Source organism: Rhizobium sp. X9 (assembly GCF_018873185.1).
GTDB classification, from domain to species: domain Bacteria; phylum Pseudomonadota; class Alphaproteobacteria; order Rhizobiales; family Rhizobiaceae; genus Agrobacterium; species Agrobacterium oryzihabitans.
Genome location: NZ_CP071312.1, coordinates 1,176,581 through 1,200,423, shown reverse-complemented (window position 1 = coordinate 1,200,423; position 23,843 = coordinate 1,176,581). Strand labels below are relative to the sequence as shown.

Annotated in this window: 25 protein-coding genes and 2 pseudogenes; 2 read left to right on the top strand and 25 right to left on the bottom strand. The window is 63.8% G+C overall.

Annotated elements, in window-relative coordinates; translation table 11 throughout:
* Positions 1-5: 5 nt before the first annotated feature.
* The 25 genes and pseudogenes from JZY08_RS20415 to JZY08_RS20300 form a co-directional block, all read right to left on the bottom strand.
* Positions 6-287, bottom strand: coding sequence for a helix-turn-helix domain-containing protein (locus JZY08_RS20415; RefSeq protein WP_112585175.1), 282 nt, complete (start codon positions 285-287; stop codon positions 6-8).
* A 141-nt stretch (positions 288-428) separates the two neighbouring features.
* Positions 429-935, bottom strand: a complete 507-nt coding sequence (locus tag JZY08_RS20410; RefSeq protein WP_112585173.1) for a DUF2285 domain-containing protein — start codon at positions 933-935, stop codon at positions 429-431.
* Positions 913-1,200 (bottom strand): DUF6499 domain-containing protein, encoded by a 288-nt coding sequence (locus tag JZY08_RS27610; protein ID WP_112585171.1) that lies wholly within the window; start codon positions 1,198-1,200, stop codon positions 913-915. Before JZY08_RS27610 ends, JZY08_RS20410 begins: the two co-directional genes overlap by 23 nt.
* Before the next feature lie 107 nt (positions 1,201-1,307).
* Entirely contained in the window at positions 1,308-1,589 is a 282-nt protein-coding gene (locus JZY08_RS20405) for a DUF2285 domain-containing protein (protein ID WP_112585169.1), read from the bottom strand.
* A gap of 99 nt (positions 1,590-1,688) precedes the next feature.
* Entirely contained in the window at positions 1,689-1,937 is a 249-nt protein-coding gene (locus tag JZY08_RS20400; RefSeq protein WP_112585167.1) for a hypothetical protein, read from the bottom strand.
* A gap of 199 nt (positions 1,938-2,136) precedes the next feature.
* Positions 2,137-2,538, bottom strand: a complete 402-nt coding sequence (locus tag JZY08_RS20395) for a single-stranded DNA-binding protein (RefSeq protein ID WP_112585165.1) — start codon at positions 2,536-2,538, stop codon at positions 2,137-2,139.
* 691 nt (positions 2,539-3,229) lie between these two features.
* Positions 3,230-3,601 (bottom strand): hypothetical protein, encoded by a 372-nt coding sequence (locus JZY08_RS20390; RefSeq protein ID WP_253204170.1) that lies wholly within the window; start codon positions 3,599-3,601, stop codon positions 3,230-3,232.
* 205 nt (positions 3,602-3,806) lie between these two features.
* A complete protein-coding gene (locus JZY08_RS20385; RefSeq protein ID WP_112585934.1) occupies positions 3,807-4,742 on the bottom strand; it encodes a DUF2493 domain-containing protein in 936 nt (311 codons plus the stop codon).
* 326 nt (positions 4,743-5,068) lie between these two features.
* Positions 5,069-6,112, bottom strand: a complete 1,044-nt coding sequence (locus JZY08_RS20380; protein ID WP_112585163.1) for a toprim domain-containing protein — start codon at positions 6,110-6,112, stop codon at positions 5,069-5,071.
* The gene (locus tag JZY08_RS20375; RefSeq protein WP_112585161.1) at positions 6,112-10,461 is read right to left on the bottom strand and encodes a strawberry notch-like NTP hydrolase domain-containing protein; all 4,350 of its coding nucleotides are present in this window, start codon (positions 10,459-10,461) and stop codon (positions 6,112-6,114) included. Before JZY08_RS20375 ends, JZY08_RS20380 begins: the two co-directional genes overlap by 1 nt.
* A gap of 245 nt (positions 10,462-10,706) precedes the next feature.
* A pseudogene (locus tag JZY08_RS20370) lies at positions 10,707-11,351 on the bottom strand (antitoxin of toxin-antitoxin stability system).
* Positions 11,344-11,760, bottom strand: coding sequence for a hypothetical protein (locus JZY08_RS20365; RefSeq protein WP_112585159.1), 417 nt, complete (start codon positions 11,758-11,760; stop codon positions 11,344-11,346). Before JZY08_RS20365 ends, JZY08_RS20370 begins: the two are co-directional and overlap by 8 nt.
* A gap of 63 nt (positions 11,761-11,823) precedes the next feature.
* Positions 11,824-12,381, bottom strand: coding sequence for a hypothetical protein (locus JZY08_RS20360; RefSeq protein WP_112585157.1), 558 nt, complete (start codon positions 12,379-12,381; stop codon positions 11,824-11,826).
* A 186-nt stretch (positions 12,382-12,567) separates the two neighbouring features.
* On the bottom strand, positions 12,568-12,732 hold the full coding sequence (locus tag JZY08_RS20355; RefSeq protein ID WP_216333405.1) for a hypothetical protein: 165 nt from the start codon (positions 12,730-12,732) through the stop codon (positions 12,568-12,570).
* A gap of 492 nt (positions 12,733-13,224) precedes the next feature.
* Entirely contained in the window at positions 13,225-13,413 is a 189-nt protein-coding gene (locus tag JZY08_RS27785) for a hypothetical protein (RefSeq protein WP_312196767.1), read from the bottom strand.
* An 84-nt stretch (positions 13,414-13,497) separates the two neighbouring features.
* Positions 13,498-15,657 carry a chromosome partitioning protein ParB gene (locus JZY08_RS20345; protein ID WP_112585155.1) on the bottom strand — a complete coding sequence of 720 codons (2,160 nt, stop codon included), beginning with the start codon at positions 15,655-15,657 and terminating at the stop codon, positions 13,498-13,500.
* A 104-nt stretch (positions 15,658-15,761) separates the two neighbouring features.
* The gene (locus JZY08_RS20340) at positions 15,762-16,103 is read right to left on the bottom strand and encodes a hypothetical protein (RefSeq protein ID WP_112585153.1); all 342 of its coding nucleotides are present in this window, start codon (positions 16,101-16,103) and stop codon (positions 15,762-15,764) included.
* Positions 16,090-16,521 carry a hypothetical protein gene (locus JZY08_RS20335; RefSeq protein ID WP_216333403.1) on the bottom strand — a complete coding sequence of 144 codons (432 nt, stop codon included), beginning with the start codon at positions 16,519-16,521 and terminating at the stop codon, positions 16,090-16,092. Before JZY08_RS20335 ends, JZY08_RS20340 begins: the two co-directional genes overlap by 14 nt.
* Positions 16,518-17,258 (bottom strand): hypothetical protein, encoded by a 741-nt coding sequence (locus JZY08_RS20330; protein WP_216333401.1) that lies wholly within the window; start codon positions 17,256-17,258, stop codon positions 16,518-16,520. The genes JZY08_RS20335 and JZY08_RS20330 overlap by 4 nt, the downstream gene beginning before the upstream one ends.
* Positions 17,258-17,629 (bottom strand): DUF2958 domain-containing protein, encoded by a 372-nt coding sequence (locus tag JZY08_RS20325; RefSeq protein WP_112585147.1) that lies wholly within the window; start codon positions 17,627-17,629, stop codon positions 17,258-17,260. The genes JZY08_RS20330 and JZY08_RS20325 overlap by 1 nt, the downstream gene beginning before the upstream one ends.
* On the bottom strand, positions 17,626-18,588 hold the full coding sequence (locus tag JZY08_RS20320) for an ArdC family protein (RefSeq protein ID WP_216333398.1): 963 nt from the start codon (positions 18,586-18,588) through the stop codon (positions 17,626-17,628). Before JZY08_RS20320 ends, JZY08_RS20325 begins: the two co-directional genes overlap by 4 nt.
* Positions 18,589-18,834: 246 nt before the next feature.
* On the bottom strand, positions 18,835-20,829 hold the full coding sequence (locus JZY08_RS20315) for an ATP-binding protein (RefSeq protein ID WP_151562772.1): 1,995 nt from the start codon (positions 20,827-20,829) through the stop codon (positions 18,835-18,837).
* Positions 20,830-22,221: an SIR2 family protein gene (locus JZY08_RS20310; protein WP_151562774.1), complete on the bottom strand. Its 1,392-nt coding sequence runs from the start codon at positions 22,219-22,221 to the stop codon at positions 20,830-20,832. It lies immediately after the preceding gene.
* Positions 22,218-22,664: a type II toxin-antitoxin system VapC family toxin gene (locus JZY08_RS20305; protein ID WP_151562776.1), complete on the bottom strand. Its 447-nt coding sequence runs from the start codon at positions 22,662-22,664 to the stop codon at positions 22,218-22,220. The genes JZY08_RS20310 and JZY08_RS20305 overlap by 4 nt, the downstream gene beginning before the upstream one ends.
* Positions 22,661-22,966, bottom strand: a complete 306-nt coding sequence (locus JZY08_RS20300) for a hypothetical protein (protein WP_075657396.1) — start codon at positions 22,964-22,966, stop codon at positions 22,661-22,663. The genes JZY08_RS20305 and JZY08_RS20300 overlap by 4 nt, the downstream gene beginning before the upstream one ends.
* Before the next feature lie 292 nt (positions 22,967-23,258).
* Between JZY08_RS20300 and JZY08_RS20295 the strand changes: the two genes are divergently transcribed.
* Positions 23,259-23,450, top strand: coding sequence for a hypothetical protein (locus JZY08_RS20295; RefSeq protein WP_245293675.1), 192 nt, complete (start codon positions 23,259-23,261; stop codon positions 23,448-23,450).
* Between the two features lie 19 nt (positions 23,451-23,469).
* Positions 23,470-23,814 (top strand): annotated as a pseudogene (locus JZY08_RS20290) (recombinase family protein); the annotation flags it as partial.
* Positions 23,815-23,843: the final 29 nt, after the last annotated feature.

The window sequence follows — 23,843 nt, the reverse complement described above, 5'->3', positions numbered from 1 at the left end:
CGCGCTCAGCGTGCGTAGCGGCCGAGCCGCGGCCCGGAGGGAATGACGTGGCGCTTCGCCGGCAGCACGGAGCCGCGAGGATCGGACGTCGACGTCACCGCGCCGCGAGCGGCCCAGGTTTCGAGATCGTCGATGGCGTAGACGACGCGGCCACCGAGCTTGCGATAGGCGGGACCTGTCCCATAGGTGCGATGCTTTTCGAGGGTTCGGGCCGAGAGGCTGAGAAATTCGGCGGCCTCCTTCGTGCGCAGAAAGCGCGGCGGCAAAACGACGGGTTCGTGTGGCATGGATCGGGCCTCCGTGGTGTTGCGGACGGCCGCTTCGTTTCAGCGGCGGACAACGACCACGGTGGCGGAGGAGAGCCGGCAAGTTGCAGGGCAAAGTTGGGGGGTATCGAATTCGCCCACCATGAACAGGGCGAGGCCGCGCTAGGATTGGCGGCGATGACGAAGGAGTTTTCGATAGCCGCCCGCTATCATGGCGCGGGCATCGCGCAGGAGCGTCTTGATGGCGTGGCGGATGGAAGACGCCTGCCAAGCGTCACGGTCGAGATGGTCGATGCGAAAAATGATCTCGGCGATTTCCTGCTGCGTGGCGCCGGCGCGATAGCCGTCGAAGGCGCGCAGCATCCGGCGCTGGCGGGCGCGCTGCTGACGCGTCAGGCGCGTGTCCGGGGGAATGGCGCGGCCATGCAAGGCTGAAAGGAAGCGATAGACGGCTTCGATCCGGTCGAAGCCGTCTATGCCGAGAGGAATGACCGCAACGGCATTTTCTTTTCCGTCGATGGCGTGGTCAATGATCTGGAGGGACTGACCGTTCGCGAGGGCTAAACGAAATGCAGCGTCATCATCGCCCATCGGCGACCCCTGCCGCCACAGCGCGGGAGCATCGCTCGTGATACCGGAGCCGAGGTCAACGGGCGCCTCGGCGAGCATTACAACGCTTGTGTCCTCCTGCGGAAGCCAGAAGACTGGCGCTTCCGGCGGAGGTGTCAGGGGATCGACCGGGAAATCGCAACCCCCACTGTTGTCGAATTCGCACGGTCAGTGGTTCATGCATTCCGCGAGCGGAGGCCGAAGCCTCAAAATCCGCGTCATAGGCGTCGTTGCGGCGGAGCCATTCCCAGGCGAGATCGGACGCGGTCAGGCCGTCCAGATGATCATATTCCGAGGAACGCCAGATCGATGCGTCGGGTGTCATCGCTGATCCTCCCAAGTATTTGTCTAAGTCTTTGGGAGAATCACGATTCCCGTTTGGGTTGATCTGCGAAAGTCAGTTGAGCCTCAACAGGTGATGCGTCCGACGCATCACGATGGCGACCCGCGCTGGCTCTCACGAACCAGCTCGCGATAGCCGCGCTCCATCATCCACCGGGCGCGCGCCAGATGCGCATCGTGGATAGAGCGGCAGCGTCTGGGGTCTTGATCGGGATCGAGGCCAAACAGGATATGCACCGCCTCGCGCCAGTCTGCGCCGTCGCGGTTGGCGTCGACCAGCCGCATGTAGAGCTTCATATGTGTGCGGTCATAAGTCGTGATCGTTTCGCTGAACGGTGGTTCGTCCAGAAATGTTTGCGTCTCCTGTCCCATCGAGCCACCATATTCACGCGCGCTAAGTCCGTTAACCATCTCGCTCAGGAGATAGCCCCTTTTTTTGACAAGGGTTTGGTAGCTTGGTGCCCGGCGTGACTACCGGGACGAATCGATCCTGTCATGCAGGAGCAGAACTCCTTCGCCCTTGTCTGTCGAAAGGAGAACAATCCCGGCCGATTCGAGGGCCCGGCGCACCTGATCGCGCGTCGATTCGAACACTTCGAGACCGCTTTCGGATTCGAGGCGTTTCAGTGCGGTCAGTGCTACTCGGGCCTTGTCAGCGAGCGTCTCCTGTGTCCAACCCAGCAACGCGCGCGCGGCCCGTGATTGTCGGGCGGTGATCATGCATGATCACCTCCCATTCGGACCTGTGCGCACTCCAGAACTACGACTAAACTAGTCGTTCTTGGCTCACTTCGCCAGCATGAAATGCCTGATCGACATTGCAAACAGCTTTCCTTTGATAGCTGATTCGGTCGTCTCGGCGCATGGCCTGCCATGAAAGAACCCGGCGGCTTGCGCCGCCGGGCTTCGCGGTTCCCGCTCAGAACGGGATGTCATCGTCGTCGATGAACTTGCCGTCCTCGCTTTCGGTCTGCTTCGCCGGGCTCAGGAAGTCGACCGTCTCGGCGATGATCTCGCATCCGTAGCGGTCGTTGCCCTGCTGGTCCGTCCACTTCGTGTAGTGGATGCGGCCGCGAACCAGAACCTTCATGCCCTTCTCGCAATACTCCTGGATCGTCTTGCCGAGGCCGTTGAAGGCGGTGATGCGGTGCCATTCCGTATCCTGGATCCGGTAGCCCCTCTCGTCCCGGACAACCTTGCCGACCGAGTAGCGGGGGCGCGAGGTGGCAAGCGTGAAGTGGGTGATCCGGGTACCGCCCTCAGTGGTGCGGGTTTCGGGGGTCTGACCGATGTTGCCGGCGAGAATGACGATGTTCTGCATTGTAAGTCTCCGTTGCTTCTCGGAGGGACCATCCCTCCGACGAGACCCGGCCAAGGCCGTCGGGAGACTCCCGCAACTGCCGAACCTATCGGCAGCTTGCCCCTAAGGCCCCAGGTGGGGCGGGCAGCCGCGCTTGCGCGGCAACACGGCTGGGAGCCGCCGGGGTTGCTGGAGGAAACAGAACGAACTTAGGGGATCAGTCAGTCGGAGGGATTGGTGCCTTTGAAAGCACGAATACGGGGACGCGCAGCAGAACCATCGTCCTCACCGGTAACAGCGACCAGGCAGGCTCACGGACCTGCGCAGTTCGGGGCGACTCCCGACCTTCTCCCCTTCCGGCCACCTCGCGTCATCTCCCGGACAGGCTGGGCGGGACGAGAATGGTGCGGCTATAGGGTTCCGAGGCACGGAACAGCACCGTGTCGCCGTTTCGGCGGTGGAAGGCACGATCCGGACGATTTGCGAAAAGGCATGCGACGGTTTCTGCGTTCGCATCCACTACAGGAAGTGGAGGCCGCAGCTAGCATTGACTGCCCACGATCCGCGGATCTGGCACCGATGACCGACATCCTCGGCCGGGCGAAGCAGACTGGAGGCGGAGGATGCAAAGCGCAGCGGCGGCGCTACAGCCTTTTGTTGGGGGAACCGGGGTTGGCGGCGCAAGCCGCCGGGTTTTTCACTTCGCTGCCGATCAGCGTGAAAACAAGGACACGCCGAGGGCATTCAGATTGACCATTGCCGCGATGCCGATGAACAGCCCGGCGCTGCCGGAAAGCAAACTGAGCATCAGGCCGGGGTCGATGGCGTTCTTCGCTACGCCGTGGACGAGTGCATATCCGGCGATGACGGCCGGTACGGCAAAGACGGCGAGAGCGATCAGCCGCAGAGCCGGATTCCTGGCGAAGCCGAGAACTGCGATGACGAGGCCAATCGAAACCAACGCCGCGCCGATGGCGGCCAGTCCCGACAGGAGGATGCCGCCTCCGGCGCCCCAAGTATATTGGGCAGCGGACAGCCCAACCATGAACGGTAAAGCGTAGATCGCAAGGTTGTAGGCAAAGATTCAGAACGCGATCGTCAAAGAGATGGCGAGCAGGATGAGCGACATGGAAGCCTCCACATGATCGATTGAGGATCACGACAGGCTGCCCGTAGATACGCTCCGCCTGCGACTATGCTACTGTTCCGGTTCTGCAAGGATGTTTCATAAGAGCTATCAACCTCTCCGATAGTCAAGTATTGGCGGCTGGAACAGCCAGAGGCGGCGCTTACGCGCCGCCATCGAACTTCATGACCGGGATGCCGAGCTTGCGGGCCTTGTCCGCAAGATTCTCCTGAATGCCGGTGCCGGGGAAAACGAGGACGCCGACCGGCAGGACGTCGAGCATCGCGTCGTTGCGCTTGAAGGGCGCGGCCTTGCCGTGCTTCGTCCAGTCGGGCCGGAAGGCGACCTGAGCAACCTTGCGGCTATCTGCCCAGCGGGAGGCGATCAGTTCAGCGCCCTTCGGCGTGCCGCCGTGCATCAGCACCATGTCGGGGTGCTTCGCATGGACCTGATCGAGCTTTGCCCAGATCAGGCGGTGGTCGTTGAAGTCGGCGCCTCCGGTCAGGGCAACCTTGGGACCGGCGGGCATCATCACCTCGGTCTCGGCCCGGTGCTTCGCGGCGAGGAAATCCCGGCTGTCGATCATCGCGGCGGTGAGGTTGCGATGGTTGACCATCGAGCCGGTACGGGGCCGCCAGGCGCTGCCGGTGTGGTGCTCGAAAGCTTCGGAGGCGACGTCGCGGAAGAGTTCCATGCTGTTGCGCCGCTCGATCAGGGTCTGACCTTCTGCCGTGAGGCGCTCCAGCTCGACCGACTTCACCTCGCTGCCGTCCTGTTCACGCTGGAGGCGGCGCTGCGCCTGCTCGTTGTCGTCGAGATCGCGTTCGACCCGGCCCGCGGCGCGGTGAAAGAGATTGACGGTCCCCCAGAGCAATTCGTCGAGGTCGGGTTCGAGGCGGGTGTCGCCGAGCGTCGCGACGAGGGCGTCGAAGATATCTGCGACAGCGGCGGCGACGGCGTTGCCCTCCGGGAGCGGCCTCGGATCAGGTTCGTCCTGATATGGCCGCCAGCCATAGAGCTGGAGTTCGGTGAGGATATGATCGGTTGGGGACGAGGTGTGGTTCGGCTCGAAGCTCAAGTTTTCGTCTTCGTTCGTCATCGGAAGCGTCCTTTGTCTGGAGACCGCGCCCATCGCGGCCTTCGCAGGCGTCGAAAGCCCACGGGCGGACTGGACTGGCACCCTCGCGCTCTCGCGAGGGCTCCGATGGCCGGGTTCGGGCTATTTTGTTTCGCGCTGCAAAGGCGGCGCAGCCGCCGGCGGAAAATAGCCCAAACGCGGCCATTGCCTGTCCGGGCCGTTTGTGGGCCGATCGCCCTCTCAGAAGGCCGTGGGCGCCGCTCTCTCCAACTTCAAAGGATGCGTGCGATGATGAATGGAGACGGCGGGTGGAGACGCCTCGACCGCGCCTCGTCCCCGCCATCTCCTCACCCTTCCACGAAACGGTGGACGTCATCAGGATGAAGCTGCTCCATCAAGGTCGTCCGGAGGGCGTCGATGCCGCGCCAGCGCAGATCTTCATTGAAGTCCTCACGCGTAGGCGACACCGAAATCGCCTCGATCCCGACGCTCCTTGCTCTGGCGACCAGGCTGTCTCTTGCGCCGTCCCCGGCCGGGTCGCGATCTCTGAGGACATAGAGCCTGCGCAGCGTCGCCGGGAACAGGACGGCAGCGAGGTGAGCAGCGGAGAGCGCCGCCATCATCGGCATGTGGGGCAGAACCTGACGGGGCGACAGCACGGTCTCGATGCCTTCGCCGGCCGCGAGCACCTCACCGGCGACCCCGAAGCGGACCGCGTGCCCGAGAAGGTCGCCCATCGCCCGCCGTGGTGACTCGACCGGCGCCTTGCCCGAACCGTCCGGAGCGAGCCAGGTGCGGTGTGCGCCGGTCTGGTCGCCGTGAAGATCGGTGACGGAAGCGACGATCGCCGGCCAGATCTCGGTGGGCGAATGCTCATCGGGTTTATAGTAGCACCGCGGATGGTAACGCAGTGCGGCGGTTCCCGCGAGGGAGGTGATCGCCCGCCCGTTGAGGTAGATTTCCGCGAGTGTGCCGCCGATCGGCTGCGACATGGCGAAAAGCCGCCGCGACGCTTCGAGCGAACCGACAGCGATGTTCGACGTCCTGCCGATCGGAATCCTCGTTCTCCCTGGTTCGTGATGCGGGAGAGCGAGGAAGCGGCGCGCTTCCTCGGCCACGTCCTTGAAGTCAATGAGGCCGAGCGCTTCGCGGATGACGTCGAGCAGATCGCCATGTTCCCCCGTTGATGCGTCGGTCCATTTTCCGGCAGCTCCCTTGCCGCATTCCGGCCCGGTCAACCGCACAAACATCGAACGGCCGGGACTGTTCTGAACGTCGCCGACCACCCAGTATCGTCCGGCGCGGTGGCCGGACGACAGGTAGTGGCGGCATACCGCCTCGGCATTGCGGCCGAGACGGGATGCCAGTTCGGAAGCGTCGTGACGGGCCATCACGCTGCCTCCTTCTCGCCGATACGCTCCACCGGCCAGCGGTCGAGCACTCTTGCGAGAACCACGGGACCATTGGCATCGATTGGCACGAACATGCGCAGCTTCCATGAGATGATCTCGTGGAACAGGCCGTAGGCCGTGAGGCGCTCGCGCATCGTGTCGTCGAAGCCGGACAGCTCGATCCGGTTCGCGCCCATGACGCGGACGCGGCGAAGCTGAAGACCTTCGGCCAGATCGAGGATCGTGCGGCCGTCCATCAGGGCGGTGAACGCATCATCCGGCGTAATCGCGGCTGCGCCGGTCGCGGTCGCATTCGCGGCCCAGGCCGGCGAGACCTTGCGGCCGATGATACGCTCGCCCTCGTCGGTCTGAAGCCGATAGACGCGCGTCGAATCGTTCGGCAGCCGCTTCCAGATGGGCAGAAGCAAGCCCGTGACCATGTGAAGCGACGCATCGGTGAATTCCGGCACCTCGGCAATCTCGGCGTTCCATGCCGAGGCGAAGGTCTCCCGGTCAGCGTCGACCCAACGGGTCTCCCCCATCATCCTCACCGGGATATTGTGGGCCTCCGTCGGCCGGATCAGCCGGACGCGGCGCTCGATCTCGCCATCGTCGAGCATGATGCTGGTGGCCGGGATCTGAACGGCAGCGCGCCCCGAGCGCTCATTGACGAGCAGCTTGGCGCGCGGATCGCCGAGTTCGGCCAGAGCGGCGTCAAGCGTCACAGGACGGTTGCGCCTGCGCTCGTTGATCGTCAGCAGACTGGTTTCCGCACCGGTGCGCGGATGGGTGTAGATCGTCTGGCGATCGACGACGACGAAGCTTTCGGCGCGGAGCGTCTCCAGCCCCGCGTCATAGGTGCCCGACGCGATCGCGCCCTCGATGCGGGCGGTCAGAAGCTGTTCGAAGGCCGTGAAGAGGATGCCCTGAAGCTCGATGGTGAGCGCGAGCAGCCGATTGAGGAACGTCGTGATCGGCGGCAACTCGTCCTTGATGCCGGTCGAGTCCATCAGCTTCAGGCCGGTGGCTTCCTCGAAGCGCTGGAGCGAGCAGCCTTCGACCTTGCCGCGCACCAGCAGCATATAGAGCTGGCGGAGTGCGTCGCGGGCGTAGTGACTCTCCAGATTGTCCTCGGGGCGGAACAGCCCCTGGCCGCCGGTCTGGCGCTGGCCGCGCGTGATCGCGCCCAGCGTGTCGAGGCGGCGGGCAATGGTGCTGAGAAAGCGCTTCTCAGCCTTCACATTGGTCGAGATCGGCCGGAAGAGCGGCGGCTGCGCCTGGTTTGTGCGGTGCGTGCGGCCGAGGCCCTGAATGGCGGTGTCGGCTTTCCAGCCCGCCTCGAGCAGGTAGTGGACGCGGAGCCGCGTGTTCTTCGCCGACTTCTCCGCATGGTAGCTGCGGCCGGTGCCGCCGGCGTCCGAGAAGACGAGGACACGCTTCCGGTCGTCCATGAAGGCTTGCGTCTCGGACAGATTGGCAGCGCCGGCGCGCGTCTCGACCACAAGGCGGTCGATGGTGACGCTGTCGCCGCGCTTGCGGACGATGCGGCGCGACCGGCCCGTCACCTCGGCAACCATATCCGTCCCGAAATGCTGGACGAGCTGGTCGAGCGCGCCGGGAACCGGCGGCAGGCTGGCGAGCTTGGCGATCAGCGCATCGCGGCGCGCGACGGCCTCACGGCTTTCGACCGGCTGGCCGTCGCGATAGACCGGGCGCGACGACATATTGCTCTCCGAATCCGTGAACGGCTCGTAGAGCTGGACCGGGAAGGAATGGGCAAGATAGTCGAGAAGGTATTCGCGCGGCGTGATGTCGATGCGGACGTCGTTCCACTCCTCGGTCGGCAATTCGGCCAGCCGGCGTTCCATCAGCGCCTCGCCGGTCGAGACGATCTGGATGACGGCCGAATGGCCCGCCTCCAGATCGGCGGCGATCGAGCGAAGCAGGGTCGGTGTCTTCATGCTGGTCAGCAAATGGCCGAAGAAGCGCTGCTTGGCGCACTCGAAGGCCGAGCGGGCGGCGGATTTCGCCTGCTTGTTGAGCGTGCCCGAACCGCCCTCGCCGCCGCCGGTGATATTGGCGGCCTGCATCGCCGCATCCAGATTGTCATGGATGATGGCAAAGGCGCCGGCATAGGCATCGTAGATGCGAACCTGCTCGGGCGTCAGCTCATGCTCGACCAACTCATATTCGACGCCGGCGAAGGAGAGCGAGCGGGCGGTATAGAGGCCGAGCGCGCGAAGATCGCGGGCGAGCACCTCCATCGCCGCCACGCCGCCGGCCTCGATCGCCTCGACAAACTCGGCGCGCGTCGCGAACGGGAAATCCTCGCCGCCCCACAGGCCGAGCCGCTGCGCATAGGCGAGATTGTGGACGGTGGTCGCGCCGGTGGCGGAGACATAGACGACGCGGGCACTGGGAAGCGCGTGCTGAAGGCGCAGGCCGGCGCGGCCCTGCTGCGAGGCGGCGACGTCACCGCGTTCTCCCTTGCCGCCAGCGGCGTTCTGCATGGCATGCGCCTCGTCGAAAATGATCACTCCATCGAAGTCGGAGCCCAACCATTCGACGATTTGCTTGACCCGCGAAACCCTCTCTCCGCGGTCGTCGGAGCGCAGCGTGGCATAGGTTAAAAATAGGATGCCCTCGCTCAGCGTGATCGGCTTGCCCTGCGGAAACCGCGACAACGGCGAGACCAGCAGGCGCTCCATGCCGAGCGCGCCCCAGTCGCGCTGCGCGTCCTCGATCAACTTGTCCGACTTCGAGATCCAGACGGCTTTGCGCCGTCCCTGGAGCCAGTTATCGAGGATGATCGCAGCCGATTCCCGGCCCTTACCGACGCCGGTGCCGTCGCCGATCATGAAGCCCTGACGCAGCCGGACGGCGCCCTTGGCGTCCTCAGACGCAGCGGTCAGCTTGTCGAGGGTGTCGTCCACCGTCCACGCACCGGCGAGGAAATCCGAATGCGCCTCGCCGGCATAGATCACCGTTTCGAGCTGCGCGTCGGACAGGAGATCGAGGACGTTCCCCGGCAGCGTCGGGCGATAGCTCGGCTTCGGCGGGGCGACGCTCGCCATGGCCGCCGACTGCACGAGCTGGGTCGGATGCGCCTGAGCCCCGGAAATCCGGACGGTCTGGAGGGCGTATTCCTCATAGATCGCATCGGAAAGGCGACCGGCATCCGCCGGCCTCCAGTCAACGGTTTCGTAATCGAGCGGAGTGCCTTCCGGCTCGGCATGCGCCACGACGGGCGCGGCCCTTGCGGCCCGGTTGACATAGGCGCGGACGGTGCGAGGCGCGACCACAGGGGCCGAGACGGCCGGATCAATTGGCAGTCGTGGCGGGAGATGCTCGGTCAGCCATCCAAGCAAAGTGGCCACACCCGTCGCGACGCCCAGCGCGGTCGGGAATACGGACGGGTCGTCCGCCGGCACCTTGTCGATGATGGTCAGGCGGGTCGGAAAGGTCGTGCCGTGCTTCGCATAGACCGAGCCGTCGAGCGCGGCGGAGAAGACGACGCGGCCGCGTTCCTGCAGCCGGCCATAGGCTGCGGCCCAGGCCGAAGCGTCGGGAGCGAAGTTCGCGCCGGTGATGGTGACGAGACGGCCGCCGGGTGCGAGACGCGCCAGCGCCGAGGCAACGTGGCGGAAGGCGGCGTCTGCCATCCGCCCTTCAACATTGGCCATGACGGAGAACGGTGGGTTCATCAGCACGACGGATGGCAGAATGCCGGTGTCGAGATGATCGTCGATCTGCGCCGCGTCGAAGCGGGAGACGGACAGGGCCGGAAAGAGAAGAGACAGGAGACCGGCGCGGGTCTCCGCGAGTTCGTTGAGCACCAGCGAGCCTCCGGCGATCTCGGCCAGGATGGCGAGAAGCCCGGTGCCGGCTGACGGCTCCAGCACGCGGTCGGCGGGCGTGATCGCCGCCGCCGTCACGGCCGCGAGGCCGAGGGAGAGCGGAGTCGAAAATTGCTGGAAGGACTGGGATTCCTCTGAGCGGCGCGTATGCATCGGCAGGAGGCCGGCGATCTTGGCGAGCTGCGGCAGAACCGTCGCCGGAGAAGCGGATTTGCGGAAAAGCGCCTTGCCGTATTTGCGCAGGAAAAGCACGGTCGCCGCCTCGCAGGCGTCATAGGCCGTTTTCCAGCTCCACGCTCCGGTCGCGTCGGAGGCGTCGAAGGCAGACTCCATCGCGCTGCGCAGCATGGCGGCATCGACGCGCTGGCCGCGCTCGATATGAGGCAGGAGGATCTGCGCCGCGGCGAAGACGGCGGCAGGAGTGTCTGTGCAAGGGACAAGTGAAAGCGGCGCGGTGGCGGATGCCGCCGCGGATGCGGGGATCATGTTCATGGAAGAAGCCTCGGGAGAGCGGGACAGGATCGAGCCCGTGCAGCGCTCTCTCTCGACCGCACAGGCTCAAATCCGTCCCGGCCTCGCTCTCACTCTCACTCCATCGGCCAAAATCGCCGAAAGCCGCCGATCGCGGCCCCTGGCGGCCGAAGGGTGAGTGGCAACATGGCCGGCCTTGCTTGCCGACCAGACCATGGCAGACACAAAAAGAGCGCCCCGCCTGTAGAGGGGGCGCTCAAATGGCGTCAGCCGAACCGGCGACCTGTTTCGGTAAAGGTGTATTCATTGGCGATGATCGTCTCATCGACTGCCTCGTCCGAGGACAGGTATTCGTATTCGCGCTCCAATTGGCGATAGAGCCAGCGGGCCAGATCGCGCAGCGCCTCGAGGACGATCTCCTCGGCGTCGGCGGTCATGTCCTGATAGGTGGGGCTGTCACGTTCGACCGAAATGGACATGCAATACTCGTGATAGTAGTGCCCACGATGGCTAGTCTCGGCGCGAAGCTGGTAGAAGTTCCGGCGCTGGATCGCCAGCAACGCATCGGCAATCTCATGCAGCTTCTTGTCCTGCGGCGCATAGGATCGGATCTCGGCCGCGGCATTCCTCCGATACGAATAATAGCATTCGAACGATGCGCCATCGCCCTGCGACCAGAAGCCTGTAAAGGCGACACGAGGCTCCTGACGTGTGCCGTCGGCCATGAGGCGGACGGTGCGGGTCTTGAAGCGGATTCCGAGGATTTCCGCGATCTGCTGGAAATCCTCATAGACGGAATCGTACCAGTCATAGTCGAAGCCGCCTTCACGATATCAGGCGCGGGCCTTGTCCTTTGCGGCATCGGAAAGCTCGTCGAGCCGATAGACCGTGGTTTCGATGATCTCAGGCATCGGGATCACCTCCATCCAGCACTTCGGCAAGCCAGCCGTCGGTGTAGGTCCAGGCTACGGTTTCCCCTGTAGCGAGATCGAGCACATGAGCGCCGCCGCCGAAGCCGTCGACGCGCGGCTTCGAGCAGGCGTTGGCATACTGAAACCCCCAGCGGCCGGTCAGTCCGAATTCGGCGGCGCAACGCTTCACAAACTGAATCAGGCGCTCCGGGTCGCCCGTGACGTCATCGCGCATCCAGAGTTTGGTGCCGCCATGCTCGGGCTGGATTGACAGGAGGAAACTGTCGGACGGCGGCTCTTCCGAAGCGTTTTCCTCGGAAAGTTGATTGTAGAGATCGAGGGCGCGAGCGGCGTTGTCGGACGTCCCCACATCGAGCAGGCAGGAAAAATGGGTGAAGTAGTCGGCCATGTCAGGCTCCTGAAACGACAAAGCCCGGCGCGAAGCCGGGCTGATTGAAGGAAGGGAATGGAATCAGGCCGCCTGCGGTAGCCTGAGCAGCTCGGCGGCGGTCTCGCGCCAAAGCGGATCGACCAGCCGCGCTTCCAGCAACGCCGCTCCGAATCGCAGGACGCGGGCCGACACATGATCGCCTCGGCCGGAGGCAGCGAAGGCCAAGCCGCGCTTTCGGCTGGCTTCGATGATGATGCGGCGGGCCTCGCCGTCGCTGGCGACCGGCTGCCGCCAGAGAATGATCCCGGCTCGGATTTCGCCACCGAGAACCAAGCCGAGCGCGCTGTCCTGAATGACGATCAGGCGCGGCTCGAAGCGCAACCCGGTGTCGTCGCCGGGGCCGAGATCGCCGCGCGAAACGTGGAGCGCGGCAAGAGCAATGGCGTTTTCCGGCGATGCCGCCTCGCCAAGCGAGACGCTGCGGTCGCGGTAATCGGCATCGGTGGCGTCGGCATAGCTGATGGTGCCGAGGCAGGAGATGCGCAGCGGCAGCTTCTGCGTCCGCTGAAATCCGGACAGCACCCGCTCGGCGAGAATCCGCTCGATCGGGCCGAAGGTGGATTGGCTGGCATGGGTCATCGGGATCGCTCCACAACGGGCGCCGAGAGCCCTTCTCTCAGCATTCAACCCGTCATGGCCAAAGGCGCGACCTCTTCCTCTCCTCTGCCGAAGGCCTTGCCTCGGCGATGGACAGCTCCAGCGCAAGGCGGAAGGCCCGGACGCTCCTAGGCGTCCCGAGCCATCGGAATGAGGCGCCTGCGCGCCTCAGCTCCATGGGTCGATTTCCAGTTTCACCATCTCGTCGTCGCCATCGAATTCGTCGGCGGGCATGGCGCCGTGGGTTCCGTCTCCGGCCTGGAACACAACGATCGAGACCATCAGCGTGGTAGCGAGGCTGGCGGCAAAGGCGGTGGCATCTGCGTAGGACATGGGTTCGGCTCCTGTCTTGGGAGGCGGGGGACCATCCCCCGCGCGACAGGCGCCCGAAGTGTCTGAACGGGTCTGCAATCACCCTCGCGCGTTCGGGCATGTCCCGAATCCGCGAGGGCGGCACGCTCGCGTAAGCCGACCCCTCGTGGGTTGATTGACAAGGAAACGGCTCAGACCAAGGTCAGCGAATGGAAGCGGGGGTGGTGTTCTGCCTCTGACAGGATGCCGAAATCCCGTCGCAGATGCCGCGCCGCGCCAGCCCACCTTCATGCCGGTCTCACCCGGATCGATGTGCTCCAGGCCGGAGACGGAACCCCACACGGTTGCGCAAGGATGGCCGGTGCAGGCGAAATTGAAACTCGACCGGGATGACGGTCAGCTCCAATTCTCCTCGGCGATCTCGCAGATGATCAGGGCGCGGGCCTTCAGCAGCAGGTCATCGCCACAGGTATCGATATGGCCATAGAACCGGGCGCGCGCACCGCACCGGTTTCAGTCGGCATAGTAGCAATATTCGCGGGCATCGAGGCGGAAGGCCCGCAAATCATCGGCCCAATGCGGCTTGGGCTCGACGACGACGGTGATGCCGTCGCACGTCTCCTCCCAGGGCAGCGACCGCTCGGCCGGGGGACTTTTGCGGTCGGCCCGAAAGATGAAGTCGATGTCGATGTGATCAGCCATGACGGCTTCCATAAAAAATGCCCGGCGCGATGGCCGGGCGAGTTGAAAAACGGTACGGGGCGGCCTGCGCCGCCCTGTATGCGGTCATTCCGCAGCGACGAGGTGCTGCCGGTCTTCGTCTTCTTCAGCCGCTGCTTCCTCGTCGTCACCGTCACCGGCGAGGAAGTCGGGCAAAGCCTCGACCTCGCCATCGGTGTCGGCGGCCGCATCACCATCGAGATCGACCAGGCGCAGCGGTTCGGGCAGCCAGCCGGTATCGGCCAGCAGGCGCTCGGCTTCCTTGGCCATGTCACCCTTTTTCAGATGGTCGATAAGCTGCGCCGCCCGTTCGCCCGCGCCTTCACGCACCGCAGCGAGGATCTGGGTCTTGGTCACGCGACCCAGATAGTTCTCGACCGTTGGCCGCCATCCCGCATCGACCACCATATCGAAGCCGGTGGCGCGGGCGATCCGGTCGGCCCCGGCAAGGCGACGATCAAGGCCATGCTGCGAGATGCCGGAGGCGCTATGGGGGTTCGGACGCTCATAAAGCGCATTGACGCCATAGCTGACGCAATGGGCGAGAAGCGCCATGCGGCTTGCCTCGTCAAGTGCAGCGATCCAGTCCCAGAGCGCCGCTTCGTCGGAAGGCAGATCGGCCTTCCAGGCGTCGAAGCGCTCGCCGATCGCCTTGACCGACTGGCTGTCGGCGAGATCGGAGCCCTGCGAAGACAGATACCTGTGGCGAACGGAAACCTCCAGGCACCCGGTCGGCGCCGAGTAATGATAGCGCTCCATCACCATGCGGTGGAGCAGCGCCGTCATCGCGACGTGCGGGTTGCTGGCGAGCGCTTCCTGAAGCGCGACGGTGCGATGGGCGGTCAGCTCGATGACGAGCCGCTCCGGCAGCGGCTTGATCCCGTCGTCGTCATCGTCCTCTTCGGGTTCGGCCGGCTGGCCGCCGATGGTGATGACGGCACGCTGCACGTCGCGGTCATTTCCGCCGGCGACGATGGTGTTTTCGTTCTCGCCGTCCCCGGCATCGGCCACCGGCTCGTCCTCGGCCCGGACATAGCCGCGCTCGATGACAGGCTCGCCGTCGCGGTCGATGCTGATGAAGACACCGGCGCGGGCGATCTCGGCAGGATCATAGATGACGGGGCGCTTCTCGAAGTCCTCCAGAGCGGCCTCGATCTCGCCGAGGCGCCGATCGATCTCGTCGGGCAGCTCGTCGTGCTCGGAATATTCCGATTCAAGATCGTCGTACTCGTTGCGCAATGCCTCGCGCGCGGCGCGCTCCTCGTCGGTGAGATCGGCGAAGCTGCCGGTGATCTCGCGAAGGCCGTTGTCGTAACCGTAGGGATGGCTGGTATCGACAGCGATCCACTTCCAGCCCTCGGCCGCCACTTCATCGGCGATCGTCTTCAGCTTCTCCGAGACCAGGCGGTCGAGAAGCGCCACGTCTTCGAGCCAGCCGCCATCGTCCTCGGAGAAGAGGTCGCGCAGCATCGCGCCGCCGGCCTGCTCATAGGCGTCCACGCCGACGAAGCGCACGCGCTTGTCGTCGGTTGGAACGGTGGTCTCGGTCAGGAGCTGGCGGACCTGCCAGGGCTGGACATTGTAGGAGCGCTGGACAGCCTCCCAGACCTGTTCCTGGCGGGCATGGTCGGGATTGACGGTGAATGCCTCCAGCATCGCCAGTGGCATGCCGTTGCGTGCATAGACTTCCAGAAGAGCCGGCGAGACCGAAGCCAGGCGCATACGCTGCGTGATGTAGCGCGGCGTGGTGCGATAGGCGTCGGCGATCTCCTCCTTCGTCATGCCGTCGTCGAACATGCGCTTGAACGCCCGGAACTGGTCGAGCGGATGCAGGCCGAGCCGGAGCATATTTTCCGCGAGCGAGTCGTCGACGGCCGAGGTCTTGGCGTCGGCCTTCTTGACGAGGCAGGGAACGAGGCCATCGGCGGGAAAGCGTCCGGCCTCGACCAGCCGCGCGATCGCCCGGAACCGGCGGCCGCCGGCCGGGGTCTCGAAATCGCCGGTCTCGTTGCCGTCGGCATCGAGGATGGCGCGGACATTGATGCCCTGCACGATGTCCTCGCGCCGGTCGATGTCGTGGGTGAGATCGTCGAGACCGGCCTCGACGTCGGTTTCGCGGACATTGCTGTCCGAGAGGCGGATGCGATTGAAGGGAATGTCACGCGAACGCGAGAAGACGATCATCGCGACGGCAGGCTTCTTCGACTTCCTGGCAGCTTTGGCCATGGTGGTTTCTCCGTGACGGGCGGCCGAGACCCTCTCTCGACCTTCCAACCCGTCACGAAATCACCAGCCCCTCTCTCACTCTCGACCGGGCCGCGGGCGCGACGCTACCAGTCGAAGCGCTGCGGTCTCTCCTCATTCACCCGGTATTTCCGACGCAACGCCAGGATCGCCGCCTCCTGCCGGTCGATCTTGCGCCGGAGCCGGTCGAGGTCCGGCCCCACAACCACCAGGAGCCGATCGAGCACTCGCCGATACTCCGCCTCGTCCGCGCCGGTCCACCGGCTCATGCGCCGGTGGTAGTGCCGGTATTTCGGGCGAAGACGGATCGTCTCGCCCTCGGCGCAATTGCTGAGTGCGCGTTCGGCAAGTCCGAGATTGCGCCGTACATCTGCAAGCGCGTCCTCCATGCGCGCCAGCAGCGAGCGCACATGATCAGGAGGCATCATCGTGCGACCCTCCTTCGTCAGGCGGGCCGGGATCGAGCATGTCCTGAAGGAAGCGCGGCGGGATATTCTCCTCCGGTCCCTGCCAGGCGATGCGGCCGTTCCTCCAGATCGTGACGAAGTCGCCCCCGGTCGAGCGGACGGGGAGCGGCTTCGCCTCGAAGTTAAGGCATCCGAACTCGGCCGAGGTAGCCGAGAACACGGTGTTTTTGCGACCGGGCGGAAGCACGCGATCACAGGTGCCGGACGGGCGCTTCACGCGGCGGCGAGAAAGGCCGAGGTGGAACCATTCATAAGCGCGCTGTTCGTTTTCCGGCGGCGCGTCCCAGTGGATGCAGTGCTTGCACTGGCCGGAGCGCCGGTCGACGGGCTCGTCAAGCGGCGGCCCGCCATTGTGTCCGCGTTTCGTCGGCCCGATCATGACGGGCCTCCCATGACGACACGCTGGACCACGACGGGCCGCGTCTCGGTCGCCTGCGCCAGGCGCTCGATCAGCGCCAGCTCGGCATCTGAGCACGCGCCGCGCACCTCGATTTCGAGCCGCTGGGCGGCGTTGGCGTGATGACACGCGGCGATGTGGACGTTCCCGCCCGTTTCGACCGGGCGCAGCCGCGACTGGAGAAACAGGATGCCGGAGCCGAGATTGCCGCAGTAAAGCAACTCGTCCACGTCCGGCGCGCTCGAACCGATGCCGGCCTTGCGGCCGCCGATCCGGCGGAAGGCTTCGCCGAAGGTCGACGGATCGCGGGTGATCCGCGCAGTTCGCTCCGGATGGAACTGCCATGGCGGGCGCCAGGGATCGAGCTTGCCAACCGCGATCTGGTGCAGGTAATCGGCGAAGCTCGCCGGGTCGGCCGGATATGGGCAGGTCCGCCAGATCTCGCGGACACGGGCGCGCAGCCTGTCGGGCAGCGCGAAGAGCCGGGCGCGACCCTTCCGCCACCACGCGGCCCGCTGGCCGCGACGTTCACGTTCGGCCTCGTCCCACCAGACAGCGCGGCGGGCCATTTCCTCGTCGACGTCGTGCTGGCCGGCGGCGATCTCGTCGGCGAAGAGCGGCAGCGCCTCGCGTTCGAGGCGCTGCTTGCGGAGAAACGCCGCACGCTTGCGCGACGTGTCACCATAGGGTTCGGGTCTATGCCAGCGGCGGAAGCGCATCAGACGTTCTCCCGCCGCGCACGCGCCGCGGCATAGATGATCCGTTCGGCGCGGCGGATGCTGCCGGCTTCCCGTGCAGCCTCGGCCCAGACCGAAATCGGAAAGTCGCCGGAAAAGAGGACGTCGCGCTCGATGCCGAGTCCGAAAGGCAGGCGCACCGAAGCCATCTCCTCGAGCGAGAAATAGCCAAGCTCCGGCTCGCCGAGATCGGCCAGACCAAAGAGGATGTCGCCGTCGGCATCGAGTTCAGTCGCCAGCCAGACGCCGGCGCCGAGCGGGTTGAAGAATTTGACGACCGGCACATGATCGGTGTCGCGCTGGCGGCCATTGGCGAGAAGCTGCACACGCAGCTCGTCCGTCAGGAGGATCATGCTGCCCTCCTGTCGATAGCGGTCTCGGGCGTGGCAGGCCGCTGCTCGTCTTCTGGCAGGAAGGACAGCAGCCAGTCGGCCGCCTTGCTCGCCTGCGAGGCCGCGCGCATGATGGCGCGGGAATCCTCGCGCATGACCTCCAGCCAACTGCCAATGTAATCGGCGTGGCGCACCGTCGGCACGATGCCGAGAGCGGCGCAGCTAAAGGCCGAAATTTGTTCGGCAATTAGCTCCTCGAAGGCGTATTTCTTCGAGCCGAACGAGCCGGTCAGGTCGCGATTCAGCCGGCTGTGATGGCCGCTGGAGTGACCGAGTTCATGTAGCGCCGTCCGGTGCCAGTTGATCGGCTCGAAATACGCCTGGGGCGGCGGGACCATCACAAAGTCCTGCGACGGGACGTAGAAAGCCCGGTTGCCGCCGATGCGGAAATCGACGCCGGTCGCCTTGATGAGCGCCTCGACCCTCGGCTCGATCAGGCCGGGCGGTGGCGGCGGCGCCACGGTGGCGATGTCGTCGGGTAGCCCGTCGCATTGCGCCACGTTGAAGACCGTAAAGCGCTTCAGGAACGGGATGGCATGCGCTTCCTCGCCGGTTTCGCGTGCGCGGCGCTTCTCGTCCTCGGGTGTGAAGCGGTCGGCATAGACGACCGTGGTGCCGTGCTCGCCCTTGCGGACATGGCCGCCGAGCGAAAGCGCCTGCCGGAATGTGAGCCAGCCCTGGCAGGGAAAGCCTTTCTCGATGACAGCGCCCCAAAGGATGAGCACGTTGATGCCGCTGTAGCTGCGGGAGGTAGCGGCGTTTTTCGGCAGGCCGAGCGGCGCCTTGGCCGCCGACGTACCCCAGGGCTGCACCCAGGGCACGCGACCGGCCTCCAGCTCAGCTATGATTTTGGTGGTGATTTCGTCATAGAGGTTCGTCCGGTCCGAGCCGGTGCGAACGCTGCGATCATGTCTGGACATCGCGCTTCTCCGCGACGGGCGCCGGAAGACTCTCCTCCGGCCCTCAACCCGTCGCGGCAATACCCGTCCGCACTCTCACTCTAGGGGGGCGTTGCGGGGAGGCTCCCCGCAGAAGGGGGTGTGCCGGCGACCGCAGCGCCGGCCAGGGGGAAGGCGTTCCCCTCCCCAAATGCCGAGGAGATCAACGTCTAAGGGTGCTGCCCCGACTGACCGCTCGCCCAGTGGATTATCCGACGAAATGTCCGGTCAGGTGCCCCACGCATCAATCACGGTATCGAGGGGAAATGGCGTGCTACTCTTTGACCATTCATGGAACGGAGCTGCAGTCTGGCTGTACGGACCCGGATCAGGCCGGTCGAACTGTACGCGTGTAGGGATATGGAAGGCACTGCCGAAAACAATCGCCTCACCGGAGGCTAGGATGGTCACCTGATCCAACAGTCGCCGCGCTTGCATGGGGATGATCCGGCGGAAATGGTCGATATCGTCGGGGTTCTGAAGCCGGTGGCTGATGAAGTTCGCGCATTGGCTAATGATGGTCTGGCTGATCTCGCTCGGCCGCTGGCTGGCAATGATAAGCGAAAGACCGAATTTACGTCCTTCCTTTGCGATCCGTTCATAAGTAAGACGCGCAAGGCGATGTCCCCGATCCTCATCGGATCTGGCTGGACGAGCATAATTGTGTGCTTCCTCGAGCACCAGAACCCAGGGATTCCTGTAGCGCGAAGCCGCCGGCAGCCGCTCACGCGCCTCCAGCAACACACGGCCGATTATCGCACAGGCGTAGGGCAGAACCTCGTTGCTGAGCATGGAGAGGTCGAGAACTGAAACCTTTGGTCCCATTGCCGCACCAAGCCCGAAGCGCCGGAACCAGCCTGAAAGATTCTCAATTTTCGTGTCGGTATCCTCGTAGTTGAGAAAGACCCGCCACCGTTTATCATCCAAACGAGTCTTGAGGCGCAGTTTCAGCGTCGTCAGATGGGCGTCAACGCGAAACGTATCCTCCTTCGAGACCGCGCGGTTGATAAGGGAAGGATCGGTCAGGGTAGCCCGGCCAATTGGCAGCGGGGAGTCGGCTGTTCGCACTCCGGCTTCTGCAGTCGCGCTCCCTCCCACAATCTTACTGCGGATAGCGTCCTTGAGCTTTTCCGCCTCGGCCGCAATTGCGGCTTGGTTGTTCATGACCTCAGTGTTGAAGTCGTTGGCGAGGCGATGGCTCTGAAACAGCGCCTCGAAGGCTACGGTATCAATGCCGGTATCTGCCAGATGCCCTGTCACAGCATCACAATGAGAACCTGCTGCCTTTTTCTTGATCTTGGTCAGCTCGCTGAGAAGCTGATCGAGCGCGCTCATAGCGTTTTGGAGGGAGTTCATGTTGACAGCGGCCGCGGCATCGCCGCCCTTGGCGATCGCCCACCAATCTTTCAACACAGGCTCTTGGGTCTGCTCCGCAGCACTGAGCCAGGCACAGATTTCTTCGGCATTCATGAACCATAGAGGGAGACTGAACTCCTTGCCATTCAGATAGATACGGTCTGGCAAACGCGCAGCCGTTGCCGCCGTTGGGAAGGCTTTGCCGTATTCCCCATTTATATCCAGAATGAAGACGTGCGGTTCCTCGGCCGCGCCATCCAGCGCCTTCATGGCTTTCTGAATCAAGCTCGTTACGGAGAAGGACTTTCCCGAGCCGGTATTACCCACGATAGCTAGGGGCCGCGAAAACAGGTCATTGTAGGAAGCGCGCACGACGTTGCGGGCCTGACCAGTCGGAAAGCCTATTCTGAGGTCACAGTCGAAGTCCTTATCTTCGTAGTCTTCCGGCTTATTGCGGCGGGGAGGAATCTCGAAGACCGCCCGTAATATGTCGGGCGATCCGATCTCGGCCGGCGTATCGAGCGTCGGCAGAACGGAAATGCCTGGGCTGAAGGAGAGTTCATCGTCCGCATGCTCGATGGTGCCCAGCAATTGTACGCTGGCGACGCGGCGCGGCTTCATCAGTTCGAGACTGAGATCATCGCCGCTGTTCGGATCGAAGGCCTCGCGGGCCTCCAGATCGGTGATGATGCCGATGACGGTCTCCCCCGCTCCGAGCGAGAAGGTCAGGTAAGCATTGATCGCGATCGCGACCTGAACGCCATCCAGAGTGGCACGTAACGCCGAACGGGTTTCGGGGAGCAACTCCACCTTGACCCGAAAACCCTGGACCGAGACGATATGGCCGACAAGCCGAGGATTATCCATCTAAGCCCCCACGCCGGCGTTTGGATCGGTTGGCGTTTCAGAGGAGGCAATCTGTTTCTCGAAACGCCGCAGCCGCAGGAAGTCGTCGAGCCATTGCACGTCGGGCATCACCGAGGTCGCAAAGTCGTCGAACGTCGCTAGTGTGAAAGGCGCGGCGGCGAAAGCATCTGTCGTGGGGCAGAGAACGAAGGCGCGTTTGCCGAGATCCTTGTAGCGTCGGATGCGTTCGATGACCGGACTTTCTGGATTGGGTTCGATTACCAGCATCACCAGCGAAGGATTCATCAAGGCATTCTCGATGATCCGGCTGACATGCTCATCCCCGAACCCATAACCGAGGACGAGCAAAAAGGTTTGGGGAATACCGAGTCGAACCTGGAACGACCGGAACAGATGCGCGTAGGGCATGGTCAGCGTCTGCGCGAACTTGTTGGCGGTGGGCAGGATGCCTACCGAGGGCGTCTTGTCAGCCAGTGGCACGAGTGCCGCCGCCTTGTCCGCCGGACTCTTCGCTGCATAGGACTGGAAAGGCGTCAGGTCGGGATGACGGGCGCGCATTTCATCGCCCTGCTCGAACCAGTGGATCGAGCCGTGCAGCTTGTAGAAATGCAGAAACTTGTCGAAACGGCGGACACGGCCTTCCGCCACCTCGCCGGGATAATAGATGTCGAGCCCATAGACGGACGGATCGAAGCGCGCCGCCGCGCGCCCCGTGAACCCATCGAAGTACTGGACGCCCAGAAGTTCCAGCGCCTGTTCGAATAGGGTGTCGTAGTTCAAGGTGAAAAGATGGGTTCGCCCGAGATTGCTATCGCGGGCAACCAGTTTTGATAGAAACGCCAATTGGGGTGCGATCCCCTTCGCCGAAGTCGCGGACGTGGTGTCCGGCATTGATAGCGCACATTCCGCGAAGATGGCGATCCGCAGGCGGCGAACGAACCAACCCAAATCGGCGGTATTTGGGGCCGGCGTTTCTGGCCAAGTGACAGCAGAAAACGGTGCGCCTGCAGATTCGGCGACGACCAAGGCGTTGGCGACGAAGGACAGCCATGCCTCAAAACCGATTGGTGCACCGAGAATGTCCGCAAACGCCACTGCATTCTTCCGCGATTGTATGATGGGCGCGATCGAGGGCGGGAGGTCGGGCAGCGCTTCAATGGTTGCGAGAACGTCCTTCTCCAGGTTGGCCATGGTCTTGCCGCCTGCCGAGACCGAGGTGCCCGATCCCGTCAGGACGACGAGATTCTCCATACGCAGCCATTCCGAGATCAACGCCTGTAGACGAATGCGCCCTTGCTTCTGATCAAGCCCGGAAAGCAGATCGCCAACGCCGCCGCCCTCCGTAAGGCCAATGAGCTGGTATTCTATCGGCACAGGTGCCGCTGTTGTCATGTCTCCTCCCCCTCTGCTCCACGGCGCAAGGGGTTGACAATCTGAAGCCCCCTGAAATCCTTTTCGTTATCTGTGACGACTACGCAGTCGTGTGCTCCCGCGATCGCGGCGATAATCATATCGAGTCCGCTTCGTGGACGACCCGCCGCCTTCCCTTCCGCCATCAATCGCGCCCAGATGAGGGCAGCTTTTTCATCGAACGAGAGAATGCGACCGGCAAACAGTTCCTGTGGCCCTTCCGGTCCCGAGAACCAGGCATCGAGCGCATCGCGCTTTTTCCCACGCGGCTTTTCCAGAATGCCACGTCGGATCTCAGCGATGGTCAACGTAGTGACGAAAAGATCCTCGTCCTGCTGCGCAGCCATCCAATCCAGAAGGGTTTCGGATGGCTGCGGTTTGACGATGTTGCTAATGATGTTGGTGTCGAGAAGATAACGCGTCACAGATCGACCCGGCGCCCTTCTTCGCGTGGACGCGACAGATCGAGATCCGCGCCGACAAGGGGGGAACGGCGAAGGGCAGACAGGATGCCACCGGATTTTGGCGGCTCACCTGCAACAAGGGCCGCCTTGACCGCAGCCCGCGCCTTTTCCGCTTCCGGCCCCTCCTCCGCCAGTTGGCGAGCAAGCGACCGGATTAGCTCGCGGTCGGATTCCAGTGCTAAGACCTCGAAGCGCTTGAAGCCACGCTGCGTCAAGCGTGCCCGGTAATTTTCGATCGCTCTCTTCTGTGCCGCATTGCTCATGACGGGCCTCCGTGCTATATCCTGACATATAGCCGATATTGGCCTTGCAAACAAGGGATGTCAGCGATGCCTTGGGCCGCCCACCGCAGTGAGGTAATGCAGAAGAATACTGTGCATTTGCGCCAGTATTTTCCATATGCTGCGGTACGAGGGAATACGCCAGACTTCACCGAAGCCGCCGAGAACAGGCTATTTGCCGCCCAATATACGCGTGTTATGTCAATTGCTTACACTGATATTTGGGTGAATGCTTGGATGTATGACCTCACGATCAATCCAAGCGTCGGCGAAGATGACAAGGAACGAGCGCGAAGCGCTGCTCGAATCCCTGCTCATCGACGAGCCGGAACTGACCTTTACTCCAAGGGGCGATCCCGACCCGCGGCTTTTGCGTCTGGTCGACCTTCTGGCGCGGCAGGCGGCACGGGAATGTTACGCGGAAGAAGTCAAGATGACGAGGCGACGGGGAAAGCGCACCTCCTGATGCCGAAAGGAGAGGTGCATTGAAGGTCGCGATCTACGCCCGCTACTCGTCCGATAATCAACGCGACGCCTCGATCGCCGACCAGTTCCGCATGTGCCGCCTTCATGCGGTGAAGCAGGGCTGGCAGATCGTCGAGGAGTATTCCGATCACGCGATCTCTGGTTCGTCTCTGCTGCGCCCCGGCATCCAGGCCCTGATTTCCGACGCCACGCGCGGGCGTTTCGATCTGATCCTGGCCGAAGCCATGGATCGGCTTTCGCGCGATCAGGAGGACATAGCGGGCCTCTTCAAGCGCATGTCTTATTCCGACGTGAAAATGTTCACCCTCTCCGAGGGTGAAGTCTCGCATCTGCATGTCGGGCTGTGATTAGGCATGGAATAAGGACCCCGCAA